20 protein-coding genes are annotated in these 17,543 nt (G+C 41.1%); 2 read left to right on the top strand and 18 right to left on the bottom strand.

The window, feature by feature from the left end; genetic code table 11:
- From D6856_RS15265 to D6856_RS07695, 12 genes are all read right to left on the bottom strand, one after another.
- Complete coding sequence (locus D6856_RS15265) at window positions 1-153, bottom strand: hypothetical protein (protein ID WP_177223755.1); 153 nt, start codon at window positions 151-153, stop codon at window positions 1-3.
- Between the two features lie 33 nt (window positions 154-186).
- Window positions 187-870 carry an orotate phosphoribosyltransferase gene (gene pyrE / locus D6856_RS07740; protein ID WP_092242330.1) on the bottom strand — a complete coding sequence of 228 codons (684 nt, stop codon included), beginning with the start codon at window positions 868-870 and terminating at the stop codon, window positions 187-189.
- Window positions 871-948: 78 nt separating this feature from the next.
- Entirely contained in the window at window positions 949-1,872 is a 924-nt protein-coding gene (pyrF, locus tag D6856_RS07735) for an orotidine-5'-phosphate decarboxylase (protein ID WP_120686424.1), read from the bottom strand.
- 28 nt (window positions 1,873-1,900) lie between these two features.
- Complete coding sequence (locus D6856_RS07730; protein ID WP_120686423.1) at window positions 1,901-2,662, bottom strand: response regulator; 762 nt, start codon at window positions 2,660-2,662, stop codon at window positions 1,901-1,903.
- A 27-nt stretch (window positions 2,663-2,689) separates the two neighbouring features.
- A complete protein-coding gene (locus tag D6856_RS07725; RefSeq protein WP_120686422.1) occupies window positions 2,690-5,716 on the bottom strand; it encodes a HAMP domain-containing hybrid sensor histidine kinase/response regulator in 3,027 nt (1,008 codons plus the stop codon).
- 72 nt (window positions 5,717-5,788) lie between these two features.
- The gene (locus D6856_RS07720; RefSeq protein ID WP_092242316.1) at window positions 5,789-5,986 is read right to left on the bottom strand and encodes a hypothetical protein; all 198 of its coding nucleotides are present in this window, start codon (window positions 5,984-5,986) and stop codon (window positions 5,789-5,791) included.
- A gap of 39 nt (window positions 5,987-6,025) precedes the next feature.
- Window positions 6,026-7,408 carry a cobyrinate a,c-diamide synthase gene (locus D6856_RS07715; RefSeq protein ID WP_120686421.1) on the bottom strand — a complete coding sequence of 461 codons (1,383 nt, stop codon included), beginning with the start codon at window positions 7,406-7,408 and terminating at the stop codon, window positions 6,026-6,028.
- Window positions 7,409-7,504: 96 nt separating this feature from the next.
- Entirely contained in the window at window positions 7,505-7,789 is a 285-nt protein-coding gene (locus D6856_RS07710) for a hypothetical protein (protein ID WP_092242310.1), read from the bottom strand.
- A gap of 18 nt (window positions 7,790-7,807) precedes the next feature.
- Complete coding sequence (locus D6856_RS07705; protein ID WP_092242307.1) at window positions 7,808-8,140, bottom strand: hypothetical protein; 333 nt, start codon at window positions 8,138-8,140, stop codon at window positions 7,808-7,810.
- A gap of 674 nt (window positions 8,141-8,814) precedes the next feature.
- Complete coding sequence (locus D6856_RS15165; RefSeq protein ID WP_207667270.1) at window positions 8,815-8,988, bottom strand: hypothetical protein; 174 nt, start codon at window positions 8,986-8,988, stop codon at window positions 8,815-8,817.
- A gap of 3 nt (window positions 8,989-8,991) precedes the next feature.
- Entirely contained in the window at window positions 8,992-9,171 is a 180-nt protein-coding gene (locus D6856_RS07700; protein ID WP_120686420.1) for a hypothetical protein, read from the bottom strand.
- Between the two features lie 30 nt (window positions 9,172-9,201).
- Window positions 9,202-9,756 (bottom strand): DUF3592 domain-containing protein, encoded by a 555-nt coding sequence (locus D6856_RS07695; protein WP_120657226.1) that lies wholly within the window; start codon window positions 9,754-9,756, stop codon window positions 9,202-9,204.
- Between the two features lie 246 nt (window positions 9,757-10,002).
- Between D6856_RS07695 and D6856_RS07690 the strand changes: the two genes are divergently transcribed.
- Window positions 10,003-11,388, top strand: a complete 1,386-nt coding sequence (locus D6856_RS07690) for an AAA family ATPase (RefSeq protein WP_120686419.1) — start codon at window positions 10,003-10,005, stop codon at window positions 11,386-11,388.
- 148 nt (window positions 11,389-11,536) lie between these two features.
- On the opposite strand, the gene D6856_RS07685 is transcribed toward D6856_RS07690, so the two are convergent.
- The 6 genes from D6856_RS07685 to D6856_RS07660 all read right to left on the bottom strand — a co-directional run bounded on the left by D6856_RS07685 (window position 11,537) and on the right by D6856_RS07660 (window position 16,915).
- Window positions 11,537-12,130, bottom strand: a complete 594-nt coding sequence (locus D6856_RS07685) for a hypothetical protein (RefSeq protein WP_120686418.1) — start codon at window positions 12,128-12,130, stop codon at window positions 11,537-11,539.
- Window positions 12,106-12,501, bottom strand: a complete 396-nt coding sequence (locus tag D6856_RS07680) for a DUF6054 family protein (RefSeq protein WP_120686417.1) — start codon at window positions 12,499-12,501, stop codon at window positions 12,106-12,108. Before D6856_RS07680 ends, D6856_RS07685 begins: the two co-directional genes overlap by 25 nt.
- 15 nt (window positions 12,502-12,516) lie before the next feature.
- Window positions 12,517-13,554, bottom strand: a complete 1,038-nt coding sequence (locus D6856_RS07675; protein WP_147367815.1) for a hypothetical protein — start codon at window positions 13,552-13,554, stop codon at window positions 12,517-12,519.
- Window positions 13,555-13,654: 100 nt separating this feature from the next.
- Window positions 13,655-14,788, bottom strand: a complete 1,134-nt coding sequence (locus D6856_RS07670; protein WP_120686415.1) for an acyltransferase family protein — start codon at window positions 14,786-14,788, stop codon at window positions 13,655-13,657.
- Window positions 14,789-14,895: 107 nt separating this feature from the next.
- Complete coding sequence (locus tag D6856_RS07665) at window positions 14,896-15,495, bottom strand: hypothetical protein (protein WP_120686414.1); 600 nt, start codon at window positions 15,493-15,495, stop codon at window positions 14,896-14,898.
- Window positions 15,496-15,634: 139 nt separating this feature from the next.
- Window positions 15,635-16,915, bottom strand: a complete 1,281-nt coding sequence (locus D6856_RS07660) for an O-acetylhomoserine aminocarboxypropyltransferase/cysteine synthase family protein (protein ID WP_120657234.1) — start codon at window positions 16,913-16,915, stop codon at window positions 15,635-15,637.
- 222 nt (window positions 16,916-17,137) lie between these two features.
- Here D6856_RS07660 and D6856_RS07655 point away from each other — a divergent pair, with 222 nt between their 5' ends.
- On the top strand, window positions 17,138-17,533 hold the full coding sequence (locus tag D6856_RS07655; protein WP_092242283.1) for an RrF2 family transcriptional regulator: 396 nt from the start codon (window positions 17,138-17,140) through the stop codon (window positions 17,531-17,533).
- Window positions 17,534-17,543 lie beyond the last annotated feature (10 nt).

Raw genomic sequence — 17,543 nt, 5'->3', positions numbered from 1 at the left:
TCAGATAATAATCTTTTTGCGGCTTCCAAGAAGCTTGGCTCCGCTTATAATCAAAAGAACTCCCGCAGCAATCCCCGCAACAATGGAAATAACCCCAAATGCAATATTCAAAGCTCCTGTGGTTCCGAGTACTTTATATGTATGCTCATCCATTGAAATTACCTCCTCATCAATAAGAATCTTATATCAATCCTTCTTGGCGCCGTACTCTGCATAGTACTCGTCGATAGACTTCTTGATATCCTTGGTAAGGATAACTTCGCCCTCGATAGGCTTGTTGTAAAGATATGAAACAACGTCTTCCATAGTCACGATAGAATGTGCACTGAAGCCGTATCTTTCTTTGATCTCATCAAGAGCGCTCATATCTGAATCCTGGCCCTTCTCCTGTCTGTTGAGAGAAACCATAAGTCCCACGATATCGCAATCAGCCTGCTCCTGAATGATCGGCACTGTCTCTTCGATGGACTTACCTGATGTTGTAACGTCCTCGATGATCAGAACTCTGTCGCCGTCACGAAGCTTGGTTCCAAGGAGGATTCCCTTGTCGCCGTGATCCTTGATCTCTTTTCTGTTGGAACAATATCTGATCTCTCTTCCGTATAATTCACTTATTGCCATGCTGGTAGCAACCGCAAGGGGAATTCCCTTGTAGGCAGGTCCGAAAAGGACATCGAATTCAAGACCGAATGTATCATGAATCGCTCTCGCATAATAATTACCGAGTTTCTTAAGCTGAGCACCGGTAACATAAGCTCCGGCATTCATAAAAAAGGGAGATTTACGTCCGCTCTTAAGAGTGAACTCTCCAAACTTAAGGACATTACTGTCCACCATAAATTCAATAAATTCTTCCTTGTATCTTTCCATCTCCCTCAGCTCCTTTTTTCTTTAATGTTATAAAAAATAACCCGCGCATATTATAGCACCTTGAAAGTATATACACAATTATCTTGCCAAAAGTGCTCCCTCGATATCTTCTTTCATTACTTTAACCGCAGCTCTTGCAGCAGCACCCACATTGCCGTCATACTGCACATATTCTTCGCTCTTCCATGCAGCGATTATGCCTCTTGAAGAATTAACGATCGCACCAAGTCCGTCTTTATTAAAGAAATTAACAAGATCTTTTCCTTTTCCGCCCTGTGCTCCGTATCCGGGAACAAGGATGTATGCGTGAGGCATGATGTCTCTTAAGATCTTACCCATCTCGGGATATGTAGCTCCGACAACGGCGCCGACATTACTGTAGGAACCATCCATAGACTCAAGGCCCCACTTCTCTACCTGCTCACCCACAAGCTCATAGAGAGGTCTTCCGTCGATAAGTCTGTCCTGGAATTCTCCGCTTGAAGGATTGGATGTCTTTACAAGAACAAAGATACCCTTATCTTCCTTGTTGCACACATTGATAAAAGGCTTAACTCCGTCGGAACCAAGATAGGGATTAACCGTAGCAAAATCTTCATCAAAGCTCTTGAAGGTATTACCCTCGATTGTCACGCTTCCGAGATGTCCTACGGCGTATGACTCAGAAGTTGAACCGATGTCACCTCTCTTGATATCTCCGATAACGATAAGTCCTTTTTCCTTACAATATTCAACTGTCTTTTTAAATGTGATAAGTCCGGGAATGCCGAGTTCCTCATACATTGCGATCTGAGGTTTTACGGCAGGTACAACATCGTAGATATTATCAATGATCTCCTTATTGAACTGCCAAAAGGCTTCTGCCGCTCCTTCCAAGTTCTCGCCCTTTTCCGCGAAGCACTTTTTCTTAAGATCGTCGGGAATAAAACCGAGCTTGGGATCGAGTCCCACAACGATAGGTGCTCCCGTACTTTCTATTCTGTCAATAAGCTTAGAGATCATTAAATTGTACCTTCCTTAATTTGAGTTTTTATTCTGTGCTGCCCTCAAAAAATTCATCTATTGCCGTGATGAGTTTTTCTTTTGGCATTGATTTTAAAAGATATTTATCCGGCTTGAATTTAAGGACCTTCATAACACTTTCCTTGTCATCCTTGGCCGTCAGAAATATAATCGGAATCTCACTCAAAATTTCATCGTCGCGTATCTTCTGCATTACAGCGGGTCCGTCAAGTACCGGCATCTCATAATCGAGCAAGATCAGATCAACGGTATTCTCCGCAAGAAAAGAAAGAGCCATCTGACCGGAACTTGCCATATATACACGATATTTAACGGAAAGCCATGTCTTCATCATGCGAAGCATCGTTCCGTCATCGTCCACTATAAGAATCTTCTTTTTGAGCCTGTCATCGACTTCGCTGTAATCAACGATCATATCGAGATCACTTGCAAGAAGCTTAACATCGAGCGGTCTTATGTATATTTCACGAACCTTGGATTCCTCTATGAATTCCAATGCAAGCTCAACTTCTTCCTGCTTCCCTATAAGATACAGCATAAAGTTCTCATTATCAATAGCCTCATTAAGATATTCATAAAGATCCACATGTCCCCGCGTAAGTTCGCCCATATACAAAATATAAAACTCCGGCCTGTGCTGTACCTCAACTACCCCCTGCACGCTCGGCCTGACACGTGTAACCTCGTAACCTTCTTTTTCGAGACCCTTCTGTATAGCGTTTACCATAAAGCTTTTATCAAGCCCGATCAAAAGTACGCTTTTTTCCATCCTATTCCCTTCTCCTCTGCATCGGTTTTACAATAATTTCAGCAATCCGTCCTTATCAACTGCGGCCAAAAGTCTCTTTACTTCATCGTATTTTTCTTTTTTATCATCCGGAATACTGTATTCCTCAAGCATGCTCATAATGTCATCCGCACTGTCAAAATAAGATCCCGATACAAATTCTCTTATTGATAAAAATGCCCCCTCGAGCTCTTCCTCGTCTATAAGCGGTTTATTCGAAGCTTTCTCATCATCGTCTTCCCCAAACGAAAGCTTGGAATAATAACTTCTGTACTCTTCGACAAGCTCACCGTACTTGTCGTTTATCTTTTCAACATCTTGTTCCAATCCGCATTTTTCCAAAAACTCTGCCTTCTCGGAAAGTGAAAAAGCTCCGATCGCCTTGGCCGAACTCTTGAGTCCGTGCACGTATACAGTGAAGTTCTTTATATCTCCTTCCTTAGCACTCTTTTCGATCAAATCGGCCCTCTCTTTTATAGTGAGCCTGAAATCCTTCATAACGTCGCAGGCAACCGTAGGAGAACCACAGCGAGCTATAGCAGCATTTATATCGACACCTCTTGCCTTCAAAAGCTCCGCCATAGCTTCTTTTTCCGCTTTATCCGGCTTTTCCGATTCAGTATCAAATCCCTCATCCCCCGGCTTGGTCACTTTGTACTCCGGCAAATAACTAAGGATCATTTCCTCAAGCTTAGCCGGGTTTACAGGCTTCGAAAGATAATTCACAAAACCTTCTTTAAGATACATCTCTCTCGATCCGGAGATGGCATTTGCGGTAAGCGCGATGACCGGCACTCCCTTATTCAGATTGTCCACCATCTTCTCCATCTCATGAAGCGCCTGAATTCCGTCTATATCAGGCATTCTGTGATCAAGGAAAATCACATCGTATTTATTCATAGTCACAAGTTCAAACGCTTTCCTTGCACTGAGAGCAGTGTCAATCTTCATCATTGTCTTCTTTAAAAGACCTTCCATAACCGTCAGATTGGTCTTCATATCATCCACCACAAGAATACTTGCTCCGGGTGCATGGAAGCTTTCCTGATAACTCAGGGCGCTTATAGCGGAATCTTTATAGACTTGTGTAAACTGTCCAATAGGCTCTCTGTCTACAACAACCTGTTTTAAGTCAAACCAAAATTCAGAGCCCACACCGTATGTGCTCTTTGCTTCAAGCTTGGTTCCCATCAGATCAAGAAGACTACATACTATGTTTATTCCAAGACCGGTACCTTCGATCGTTCGATTTTTCTTTTCATCAAGTCTTTCAAAAGCATCCGTGAGCTTTGCCATATCCTCATCTTTGATGCCCATTCCGGTGTCGCTTACTTTGATTTTCAAAATTATGTTTTCGTCAAAATTATCGTCGGGATACTCCGGCACATATTCTTCGCATCCTATATCAAGCATTACCTTTCCTCTGTCGGTATACTTGATAGCATTGGTCATCATATTCATTATGCACTGCTTTATTCGTATCTCATCGCCAAAAAGAATATGCGGAATATCTTCCTGAACCTTGAGCACAAATTCAAGGCCCTTATCCTTGGCTCTCAGCTGCGTCATATTTGCAACGTCATTTATTAAAGATCCGACTTCGTACTCAACGGGAATTATCTCCATTTTACCTGCTTCTATCTTGGAGAAATCAAGGATCTCATTTATAAGTGCCAAAAGAGTTTTTCCCGAATTCTTTATATCAAGCGCATATTCCAGGATCTCTTTATCCTGTGCTTCTCTTACTATCATCTCATCAAACCCAAGCATGGCATTGATGGGTGTTCTTATCTCGTGAGAGATATTTGAAAGAAATCTCGTCTTGGCCTCATTTTCAAGTTTCTCGGTCTGCAGCTGATCTTCTATGATCTGTCTTGATTTCACAAGCTCTATATATTCCATAAGTCTGTAAAGCGTAAGATCCACAGCATGATAAAGCTCCTCGATCTCATCCTTGGTTTTTATCGGAAGCTTATGAATATCATCAACTTTTTTCTCAAGATCAAGTTCCGAAGAATTGTAGATATCGGTTACCGCCTTGGACAAGCTTCTTATAGGCTCGGCGATCCTTCTCTGAGCAAAGCCGTTTACGAATACCGCAAGCGGAGTGATTATGATGGAAATAAGCATCGCCAGTTTTACCCCATACTGAGAGTTGTTATATGCCCTTGCGTATGAGACAGAACTAAGCTGCGCATTCTCCGATGTAAGTGTATTGCTTACGATTCCTTCAAGCATTTCTGCGTTATGTGCAATTCTTAGGTCTTTATATTTTTCATGCGTGTTATCACCGCTCTCTTCCATCTCCGCAACCACACCAAGTGTAGGAATTAGTGTATTGGCCGAGATCTCCGCGGACACTCCAAGGACAAGCGCCTCGAATACGATTATGAGCGTAACTACTTTTCCTATCCTGGATTTACCCTCAACAATGTATCTCTCATCTTCATTCAGAAGCTCTTTGTCGACATAATAGATGCCGTTTCCGAGAAGCATTTTATGATTGTCGGGAAATCTGTTAAAAAGGAAAAAAACAAAGAAGCAGCACAAAAGACATCCCGGCGCTTCCGAGAAAAAGAACTTCCAAAAGTTTACGAAATTAATATTTGCCGCGGATCTTCCTCCCAATAATACAAGTATTATTCCCCAGAAATCTCCTGCGATAAACTGTAAGATAATTGCAGCCATCAGCGTCTTGAACCGTGTCTTAAAAAAACCTTTCATAGTAAGGATCTGCACAGCACAAGCCATAACAAGATATATAAATGTAAGATATGAGAATCCACTGGATAAAAAACATCTATAGATAAAAACAATAAGAACCGTCCACATTCCGGGCACGATTCCGCAAAGCGCGGTCACGACCGTAACGGGAACATATTTAAAGATATAAGTAAAAAAAGGAAAAACGCCGGATACGCTGCTAAGATTGTGAACATTCCGGCTATACATTATAGTAAAAAGAGAACAAAAAAATACCAATACGATATTGATCAGGTCCTTTTTGGAAAAACCGGAAAACAGCCTGCGTTTCATGACAATCACCTCGTAATGACCGGTCACTATGTTGCACTACTATTTTACCATAATTGAGTATATGTATAAACTTTATTCAATATAATGAAGCGCCCAATAATTATTCTTGTAATTGATGATACAAGGGGCTGTAGCGAAAACTTCATCGCCTATATAGCAGCGATCCTTTTCCTTATCGAAAGTGTACTTTCTGCCTTCCTTGTCGTGTTCATTGATATATTCAAGCGCCTGTTCAAGGGTTTCATCTCCCTTGCAAAGATGGATATTCATCAAAGTCCTCCCGCTATAGGTAAATCTCTCCGGCGCTTATCAAAGGCCGCCGACTGCCTTCTCCATGAATCGCTCGATGAGTTCGGGACATGAAGGATAATAAAGGTGAGGGAATCCCGCAAACAGATTGTTGTTGGAATGTATTCCCTTCCAATAGCGGTTTCTTGTACCCTTGGATACTATGCAGGCATCTCCGTTGTCGGATGTATCATAGTAGTGGAACTCATGTCCGCTCACTGATTCAAACGGTCTTAAGTAGTCGTTGTTTCTTGCAGCCGTCACCGTAACGTATCCAAAATGCGACAGCTTGTCCGTCATATACGATTCACCGGGGATCACGCCGACCATAGGATATTCGTTGTCATCCTTGTCCTTCATATTTTCCTGAAGATACATGAATCCGCCGCACTCAGCAAAGATCGGAACTTTTCTAAGATAAGCTCCCCTTAAGCTGTTGATCATGTCGGTGTTCTCAGAAAGCTCTTTGGCATACAGTTCGGGATAACCGCCGCCTATGATATAGCCCTGCGCCTTTGGAAGCTGCTTGTCATGAAGCGGTGAAAAGAATGATATCTTAGCACCCATATCCCTGAGCATATCTAGGTTATCTTCATAGTAAAAGCAAAATGCCTCATCCATCGCGATCGCAATGTGAGGATTAAAAAGAGCTCTTTTCTTTTTGTACGTGGGAGCAAAGCTCTCCTCAACGTCGGGGATAGTATCTGCCTCCGCAGCGATCTCAAGGAATTTTTCAAAATTAAGATTCTCCTCAAGTTTATCTGCGACAACATCTATCTTGCTTACAAGCTCGGGAACCTCATCGGGAAGCACAAGTCCCAGGTGCCTGCTCATAATATCAGCCTCTTTTATCTGAGGAAGGTATCCGATAACGGGAATATGTACCTCTTCCTCCACAAGCTTGATGATATCGGGAGCTATGGACGGAGAAATGTTGTTGAGAAGGATAGCCTTGATCTGGTTATGATCATAGTCCATGTACTCGCAAAAGCCCTTAACAACGGCTGCTATAGATCTGCTCATGCCCTTGGCGTTGACAACAAGAATCGCGGGAGTTCCCGTGATCCTACTGATATCATAGCTTGAGCCCTCTATGGACGAAGCACCAAGGCCGTCGTAGAAGCCCATAACGCCCTCAATGATGCCTATATTTCTGTCTTTTATGCCTCTTTTGAGTGAGCGCATAACTCCGCTCTTACCGGCAAGGAAAAAGTCCAGATTTCTGGAAGGGATACCCAGCACCTTCTGATGAAAGAGCGGATCGATATAATCGGGTCCACACTTAAACGATGCGGGTAAAAGACCTTTCTTTATCAAAATACGAAGGAGCGCACAGGTAATAACAGTCTTACCGCTGCCGCTTCCGGGTGCACATATAAGTACTCTTGGAAAAATATGTTCCATCTTGAGTCCGTCCTTTGCTGTAATATACAAGCTGTTCCTATAATTATAACCAAAGAGCAGGCGGTGTACAATTACTTTTGCGGAGGTGGACCCGCTCTACACGGAGAGCTTCCAGTCGCAGGTGGCTGTATTGAAATACAGGCGGACTGTTCGGTATATATCGAGGATGAGGACGCGGCATTCGAAGATCTTGTCTCTGCTGCTGACCGTGACGCCGTCCGGTGTTGTGTAGCAGCCCTTCTTAAGGATCTCGCGGTATCCCTTTATCGTGTAAGCCTCGTAGGCGCCATCCTCATTTACAAGCCTAAAGCGTAGCGGAATAACGGTTCCGTCGCTCTTGTGCTCACAGATTACATCTACTTTATCAATTATTCTTCCCATGGTTCATATAACACATCCTTACTGCTTAATCGCATACTCCACAGCGGCGTCGGTGCAACCGACTGCCCTGTCGTCTATGTACAGATCACAACTTATCTTCCTGCTGTTGTTGCCGTACTTCTCTGTAATCTCGGGAAGATTGTCATTGATGGCGTCAAACTCAAGCCCGTTACTGCTGCAAAAATCAACCGCATCGGCAAGCGCCTCTCCCGCTCTGCACGTCCACAATATAAGCTTGTCTCCAAGGTTCTGTCTCTCTTTAAGATATGTGATAAGAGCCCCGTTCGCAGGCCCAACTTCCGGCCACTCTCCAAGACTTAATGTTCCGTCAAAATCAACTGCCAATATCATATCAAAGCCCTCTCTTTCGGTTGAGTTGTACTAATCTACTGATCTTTTCCCTGATTATAGTTCCTGACTTGTTTGCAAACATTTGTTCGTTTCTTCACCTTTATTATACGAACGTTTGTTTGTATTTTCAACCGCAAGATATGGGGATTGGGGGGCCAAGGCGCCACAAGATTGTGGCAAGATTATAGCAAGAATATGGCAAAAAAGGCCTCATCTCCACAAGATTGGGAGATGAGACCGATAATAATATTGCATAGAATGATGCGCATTTGATGATTCGTATTGATTTACGGGTTGTAGCCGCATTTCTCTACGCGAGCCGTAATAATATGCCTGTGTTTACGGGTAATATTGCTTGTTTTTTCTCCGACCCGTAAAAGCACCTCTGGAATTACGGGTTACTCCGACATTTGTCTATCCGAGCCGTAAATTTTGTCGTATGCTCTTGCAAATGATGTATTCTCTGCAAATTCTTTTTTCAACTAATGTTCCCAACTCATACGGCGGTTTTCTCGACTATTGTATTTGGTCAAAAAACACACTAAAATATGACAAATAGAGGACTTGTCATAAATGACAGATTTCACACTATTGACAGCGAAGCTCTATAGCAATAAAAATAAGGAGATTGATGTATGATTACGTTAGAGCTTATATTTTGATAATTACAAGATTTAATCCTCTTCAAACTCTTCCACAAATCTTATAGCCGCATCTCTACTGAGGTATTCGTATGTGGAAAGCAAATATTCAACGATTTTCTCATTCGACACACCAAAACTTTTTGCAGTTTGTATTGATGCCTGTACAGCCGCTTCGTTTCTCATAATTTCTATTGTTCGACTCATGGTTTATTTTTCATTCTCCTCTTCAGCCAGCATAGCACGTCTGCATTCTTCTGCTCTTTTATGAAGTTCTGTTAGATCCGATTTTGGTGTGCTAAGGATTGTTTCGATAATACTTCTTCCGATTCTTCCGCTCAACGCTCCCATATAGGGCTTATGATAACGTATTTCTTTTCGTCTCGCCATTTGTATCACCTCTCTCATTTTCAGTCATAATCAAATAATAAAATAAGCCACAAACAACGCAATCCCCACAACGCACATGATAATCCCTAAGACAAACATAATCTTATATCCTGTGCCATATGTAATGCATCTCTGCACATAGGCCATCTTTGGCTTGTCGGGATTGTAATAAACAGAAGCACGACTTCCTATAGGATAAAGCTCGAAGATCGGATCTTTGTGCTTATTCATCAGCTTATGATCGTAATAAGTAACCTTCAATACATCAGGAAGATCTTCTCTTGTAGTAAGATTGGATTCCTCCGAAACAGCATGTTTATTGAATGGATCCGGTATTTCTTTGAATTTTATTCCTTTGAATTTCGGACCGACTACTTTATATCTTTTACCGGCCACATAGTACTCAACCACAGGAAGCGCGATGTCAATCGAATCTCCCGAGTAAAAACGTATCACCGTTCCTTCAGTATGCTCGGTGCATTTTACCGATCTGTTATTGCTTGGCAGACACAGTATCAGCCACAAAAGAACAAATACTATACCGAATGCAAATAAAGAAATTCCTAAAAGCAATAATGCAATCATCAGTCGTATTTATTCCCCTTCCAAAACATTTTATAATATCATCATAATAGCAAATGCAGTCAAATATATGTTATTAACAGATTATCTAAGAATTCATTATGTGTAAAGGAAATAATAGAACATCTGAATATGTGAAATATACCTTTTACATGGTGCTAATATAAAAAGCAATAAGCAAAAGTTATATTTACAATTATAATAATTTGAATTATAATAATTACAAATATAACTTTTGAGGTATCTACTATGTCCACATTCATAGATAGAATTGATGAACTGAAAACATTGGAAAATGAATACTCAAGAAACTCTGCCTCCTTTGTAGTTTTATACGGAAGACGCAGGGTTGGTAAAACTACGCTCATCAGCCATTTCTGTAAAAATAAGAACTCAATATATTTTTTGGCAACCGAGGAGAATGAATCAGAAAACAGAAATACATTTAGACAGCTTATAGCCGAGAAATATAATAACGAACTATTGGCAAGTGCCTCTTTGGATTCGTGGACACCACTATTTAAAATAATAGCTGATGAAGCAAAAAAAGAACGTATCGTGCTTGTAATTGATGAATTTCAATATCTATGCAAAGCCAATAAAGCGTTCCCTTCCATCATGCAAAAAGCCTGGGATGAAATATTGCTCAAGTCTAATGTGATGCTTATCTTATGCGGTTCTTTGATCAACATGATGACATCACAGGTTTTGAACTATGACTCTCCTCTTTATGGCCGTAGAACCGCTCAAATAAAGTTAAAACAGATCGATTTTTCTTTTTACCACGAATTTAATGAGTCATTATCACTTGAAGAACAGATACAGCAATACGCCGTAACGGGTGGCGTACCTAAATACATAGAACTTTTTGACACAAAAAAGAACATATACAGATCAATAAACGAAAACATCTTAGCAACAGGATCATTCTTGTACGCAGAACCGGAGTTCTTACTTCAAAAAGAAGTCACGGAGATAGGAAGTTATTTTTCCGTGTTAAAAACAATAGCTGCGGGAAATCATAAGCTAAGCAAGATTTCATCTGCATTAGGAGTATCTCAATCAAATCTGACTTCATATCTGAAAACGCTTATTGATCTGGACATTGTTGAAAGAGAAGTTCCTATCACAGAAGAGAATCCCGAAAAGAGCAAGATGGGATTGTACCAAATCAAGGATAATTTCATTTCATTCTGGTTTAAGTTTGTTTATCCAAACAAAAGCATGCTGGAATCAGGGCATTCAAACTATGTAGAGGATAAGATAAAGAACAATTTTATTGATAATCACGTTTCATATGTGTATGAAGACATTTGCAGAAACGATGTATGGAGTCTTCTCTCTGAAGGCGTTTCATTCAATCGTGTCGGAAGATGGTGGGGATCAAAAGATGTCGAGATTGACATCCTTGCATATGATTCGGTCGGTACGGATATTGTATTTGGAGAATGCAAATATTCTAAAAACAAAAAAGGAATGGAAACACTTGAAAATCTCCAAAAAAAATCCCCCGCAGTCAATTGGAAAAAAGATAATAGAAATGAGTACTTCGTGATATATTCCAAAAGCGGCTTCACCAAGGAACTGCTTGAATTTGCCCAAAGTAAGAACAATGTGTTTTTAAAGACTCTGTGAGACAATCAGAATGATTCATCATTCTGACTGTCTCCTTTAATCTTTATAGATTAAATCATCGCCAAAAACTCTGATATATACTATCGCATCTCCGATGGACACTCGCTGCTTGCGTCCACGCACAAAAGCAAATTCTGCACATTTGCAATTATTTATTCCCCTTCCCAAAACATACACAACTCAGCACGCCTTCAATACCGTAGAATATTGCCGAGACCCTCTTTAGCGCAATGTCCTGAGGATGATATACAATCATTGACATAATATTAAAAACGTGACCCGAAAAATCAGTTGGTACATTCTGAATAATATAATTCACTGTTATAATAAATACGATAAACACGGCAACCATTGCCACTACTATCAACTTATTTATCTTTTTTCGTCCGGAGAAAAAATAATAGCTAACTGCCAACGCACTGCCTAAGCACAGAACATTCTGTACACCATACCATGCACCGGTCACTATATCAGGTAACCTGTTAAACAGCGCGAATAGCAAATATTCCACACCGCTCCCAACAGCTCCCCATATAACGGTATAAATAATTCCCATTTTTATTGCATGCTTGATATCTTTTGTATAGGTATAATCCACTATCGCAAAAACTCCTACCCACACAAGAATAAAGATACTTCTAACACCTATAAATAAAAAAGATATATTACCGGTTAAAGTCATCAAATAAAAAAGCAGAGCCTGAACTGCAATTGATATTATGGATAATTTTTTCTCCCGCATTTCATACTCTCCTCTTTTTCCTGCGCAAATCCGTAGGTTCTTAATATTCCCAAAACTTTATACGCTATATCTTCATTAGCACCCCAACTTTCATGGAGTAGTCCGGTTTCACCGCCCAGGCCGGAAACCACTGCCATTTGAGTATCGCCCGTACAAATACATTGGATGATCACAGCTGCGCTACTACCTGCTCTAAGATAGTATCTTTCGAATCCAAGAAGTAAAACTTCTGTATCTCCGACATGTTCTATATTGCAAACCTCGATCTCCGATGAAAAGAAACCTTTTGTCATTTCATCTATGATCTTTTGAGATAATTCGAGCATCGTTTCCGATGATTGTCTTTTTAATTTGAAATTTACTCCACTCATATTTATGCACCCAACTTATCTCACGTTAAGATCGAGGCCAAAAAACTCTTCTATCTCTTCAGTTGAGATATAAAAATCATCATCATAGTTCCTCAAAAAAGTTTTCTCCCCATCCGCCAAAACATATATTCCGTCTCCGTCATAGAAATCATAGGAAAATTCGTATTCAATTCCGGAAGGAGCTAAGACTGTATAATGTGTCGCATATCCGGTGACATCAAATCCTTTTTCCTTTAAAAGAAGATACAGGCTTCCAAATGTAAGATCCCAGCATCTGTATGATATGACATCAGGAATGAGTTCTTCGGTCTCATCGGCATTGACTACGCTGACATGTATCATATGTTCATATGCAAGCATCTCTTCTATATCTTTTTCCGTTATGTCATCAAGAAAGACCGGCCATTGATAGTTATACGCGTGCCAGACATAGTACAGCTTGATCTCGTTATAGATTTCATCTCCTACATTTTTTCCACAACTTTTTTTAAAAGAGATATCTGCGTCATCAAGGTCTACATCAGGCAATTTATTGTTTACATCTTCTTTAAACGAAAAATCCAAAATGCTGCTATAAGTTACTGCAACTTCTGAATTCATTTTGCTAAGACGTCTATAGATTTCTTCCAGTTCATCACAACGTTTTCTAAGATCGGCAAGGTTTTTGTAATGAAACTCAAATTTGACCGGATAATATGGATTGTCAGAATTATCAACACACTCAAACTCATCGAATCCATCAAGTAATATGTCACTTTTGTTCATAACAAGTGAAAATTCATAATCATCAGTTAGATAATATCCATCATGACCAAGGTTAAACAAATCGGTGACGCTGAACTCTACGTCATTCTTTTTATCTACGACAGTCCAAACATCAGCTCCGTCTTTTTCCTCAGATTCTTTGGATATGCTTATATTCCAAAGTCCATATTTTTTAAACACATACTGTCTGACATTAAACCTACTGTGCGGAATAATCCTACATCCGGTCAAAATAACAGCGATTAACATCAACGCTGTAGCCATCACAATAAATTTTTTCTTATACACAATTCCTATCATCCTTCAATTTATATTAACCATGGTCAATGTCTTTATCTAATAAACATTTATCCCTGCACATTTGTTGCAATCATCTCTACCATCCAACTTATTTCCCTGTGACAACCTTCTCAAGCTTCTTAAGGAGCAGCGCAAGTGGGATGGTTGATGCGATCACGGCGAGCGCGTAAAGGCTGACTTTTTCTATGGGGAAAGGTGAAGGTGCTATTCCCACAAAGTCATGATCGTAAAGCTCAACAAATATTCCGTGTATCAGGTAAATCTCAAGAGTATACTTTCCAAAGAATGCCAGCACCTTGTTTCCGAGCCTTATATTCATTCCGATCAGAAGGATGCAAGCAATGAACACATATAATGCAAGCATTTGCGCCGAGAGACTTAGGAACTTGTATATCACGCCGTTTGGAATGCTTGCAGAAAAATAGCCCAGTTTTTTATATACAAAATAAGACAGTCTAAACGCAGGGTAAGCAAAGATCAGATGAATAACGAGATAGACGGCGTAATGTCTTTTTACATGATCTATGATCCGACCTTCGTTTCTTGCAAACAACATACCCAGAGGCAGCATGAAAACAGAGTTATACCACCACTCGCCTCTGATAAAATAATCATTTCTTGGGATAAAAAGAGATATCGCAATGTACGCAAATACAATAATTGTAAAAAGAGTCACTGCGGAGCGTTCGTTTTTGGCACGCTTAAACACCAGATAAAACGCCACATAAAAGATTAAAAGAACAACTATATACCAGCTGTAAGGACTGCTGTGAACAACTCCTGTAAGCTGAAGCAAAAAGAGTTTTCGTCCCATTTCTTCTCCGACCAAAACTCTTATCGCAAGAAATATCCATCCCGTTACATAATAGGCCACAACAGGTGCGACCAGTCTTTTCCTCAAAAAATTGTCAAGATATCCGGGCTTATTTATATAGCTCTTGTAAAGACCATATCCGTTAAAAAAGAAAAATACGGCGGTCAAAAAAACTCCGATATTAACAAAAGGAGACAGCATGTTTCTGATAAATACAGCAACCTCCCGGTTTGCAAAAACCTTTTGAGAAATGTGATGAACGCCAATGGCAACGACGCAGATTCCCTGAAAAGCTTTGGTCTGTTCCAGAGAAAGAAATCCATCATTCCACTTACCTTCTTCTGCTATCCTTGAACCCCAAAACAGGATCACGGGGAGGATAAAATATATGAAAAAAATAAATTGCATTTATTTATGTCCTCAAAGTTATGTACAAAATCAGGTCTCCACAATACCTACATTGGGAGACCCGATCACATTTGAAATTATAATCAATATTAGATTGCAAGCTATGCTTACGCTGAAATGGTCACTTTCTTAACTGCGCCGCCCTCGATAATAACTTCAAAGGCAAGTCCGCCTGAGCCAAGACAATTTTTGAAATGCTCTCCGAATTCTTCCTTTGTAACCGTCTCAGGGCCTGTATCTCCGCCGCTCATAACGAACTCGGTTGAATCTGTAAGCTTAAGTGCATGTGAGCCATCAGCAGTAAATCCTGTGGGATCGTAAGGATCGGGAGCAAGCACTCCGACTACGTTAAGCACGTCGCCTTCTAATCCGCCGTCATAAATGATGCTCATCGGCTCTCCTACTTCTCCTACTTTACCTGCGTCATCTTTTCTTGTGTTATCAAGATATGCGCTCCATGTACCGTCTGCAATATCTGAACTTGCGCTCTGCTGAGTATCCTCTGCAGTCTCCTTAGATTCCTCTGCGGGAGCTTCAGCTGTTTCTTCCGGCTCAGATTCGGTCTGTGCCTGGCTCTCATCTGTAGCAAATTCAGGAGCCATTTCCTCAAAGCCTGCATCTGTCGCAGTTTCTTCCTGAGATGTGCATCCGACAGCCATAGCAAGAACGCATCCTGTCATCAGCGCAACAAGAAATTTATTCTTCATCTCTTTTTCCTCCTATTAAGCGTTTTTGAATTACAAAGTATATTGTACCACACAGACGCAAGTTTGCCGAAAAAAATACCGCCCGGCCGTGAAGCCAAGCGGTATATCTAAAGATTTATGAAGAAAAAACTTTGTTAGCTTAAATGGCTGCAAATCCTTTTTCAAGGTCTGCGATGATATCGTCGATGTGCTCTGTTCCGATCGAGAGACGGATCGTGCTCTGTGTGATCCCCTGATCGGCAAGCTCCTCATCGTTAAGCTGTGAGTGAGTTGTTGTAGCGGGGTGGATAACAAGGCTCTTTACATCGGCAACGTTAGCAAGAAGTGAGAAGATCTCGAGATTATCGATGAACTTCCAAGCAGCTTCTTTTCCGCCCTTGATCTCAAATGTAAAGATTGAAGCACCGCCGTTAGGGAAATACTTCTCATAAAGCGCATGATCGGGATGATCTGCAATTGAAGGATGGTTGACCTTGGAAACCTTGGGATGGTTCTTAAGGAACTCAACAACCTTCTTGGTGTTCTCCGCATGTCTGTCGAGACGAAGTGAAAGTGTCTCAACACCCTGAAGAAGAAGGAATGCGTTGAAAGGAGAAATTGTTGCACCTGTATCTCTTAAAAGAATGGCTCTGATATATGTTACGAATGCAGCAGGTCCTACAACATCGTAGAAAGATACTCCGTGGTAGCTGGGGTTGGGAGCTGCGATCTGAGGGTAGTTGCCGCTCTCTTTCCAATTGAACTTACCTGCCTCAACGATGATACCGCCGAGTGTTGTTCCGTGTCCGCCGATGAACTTTGTAGCTGAGTGAACTACGATGTCAGCGCCGTGCTCGATAGGTCTGATGAGGTAAGGTGTTCCGAATGTGTTGTCGATAACAAGAGGAAGTCCGTGCTTGTGAGCTATCTCTGCGATCGCGTCGATGTCCGGGATGTCACTGTTGGGGTTTCCTAATGTCTCAAGGTAGATGGCTCTTGTGTTGTCCTGAATTGCATCCTCAACTTCTTTTAAATTATGAGCGTCTACAAAAGTAGTCTTGATTCCGTACTGAGGTAATGTATGTGCAAGGAGATTGTAGCTACCGCCGTAGATGGTCTTCTGAGCAACTATGTGTCCGCCGTTTGCGGCAAGTGCCTGAATCGTATAAGTGATGGCTGCTGCACCGGATGCAACTGCAAGTGCTGCGCTACCGCCCTCAAGGGCTGCAATTCTCTTTTCAAAAACATCCTGTGTGGAATTGGTAAGTCTTCCGTAGATGTTACCCGCATCCGCAAGTCCGAATCTGTCGGCTGCGTGCTGTGAATTTCTAAATACATAAGATGTGGTCTGATAGATCGGAACCGCTCTTGCGTCCGTAGCGGGATCGGGCTGTTCCTGTCCAACGTGTAACTGAAGTGTCTCAAATTTGTAATTGCTCATAGTCTCTAATCTCCTTTGAATTTGGATTTGAATTTGAAATTTTATGTTGCAATAATATCTCCTATGACCTACTATGTCAATAGGTAATTCAATCAGTAATATCTATCGCAGGCGATAACCCGAAGTAATATTTTGTTTTACCCGCTCGCAGCGCAGGATTTTACTATTGATGAGCCCATTTATCCTAGTATATAATAGGTAAAAGAAAAGGAGTGATGTTGTATGTTTTCCACCAGAGGACGTTATGCATTAAGGGTCATGATCGATCTTGCTGAGCACAAGGACGAAGAACACATTCCCCTTAAAGATATTGCAGAAAGACAAGGTATCTCCAAGAAGTATCTTGAGATCATAGTAAAAGATCTTGTGAAAGGCGGTCTTATTTCCGGCGTGAGCGGCAAGCACGGCGGATATACTCTCACAAGAAGTCCGGAGAAATACTCGGTCGGCGAGATCGTTGAGCTCATGGAAGGCTCTTTTGCCCCTGTAGCATGTCTTGAAAAAGGCGCTGAGAAATGCCCTCGCGCACGAGGCTGCAAGACTGTTAAGATGTGGAAAGAGTTTTATAAGATAGAGAAAGACTTCTTTTTCGGAAAGAAACTTAGTGATCTTGTTTGAATATAAATAT

The sequence above is a fragment of the Butyrivibrio sp. XB500-5 genome, from assembly GCF_003625505.1.
GTDB lineage: Bacteria > Bacillota > Clostridia > Lachnospirales > Lachnospiraceae > Butyrivibrio.
This window is presented reverse-complemented; position numbering and strand designations above follow the sequence as displayed.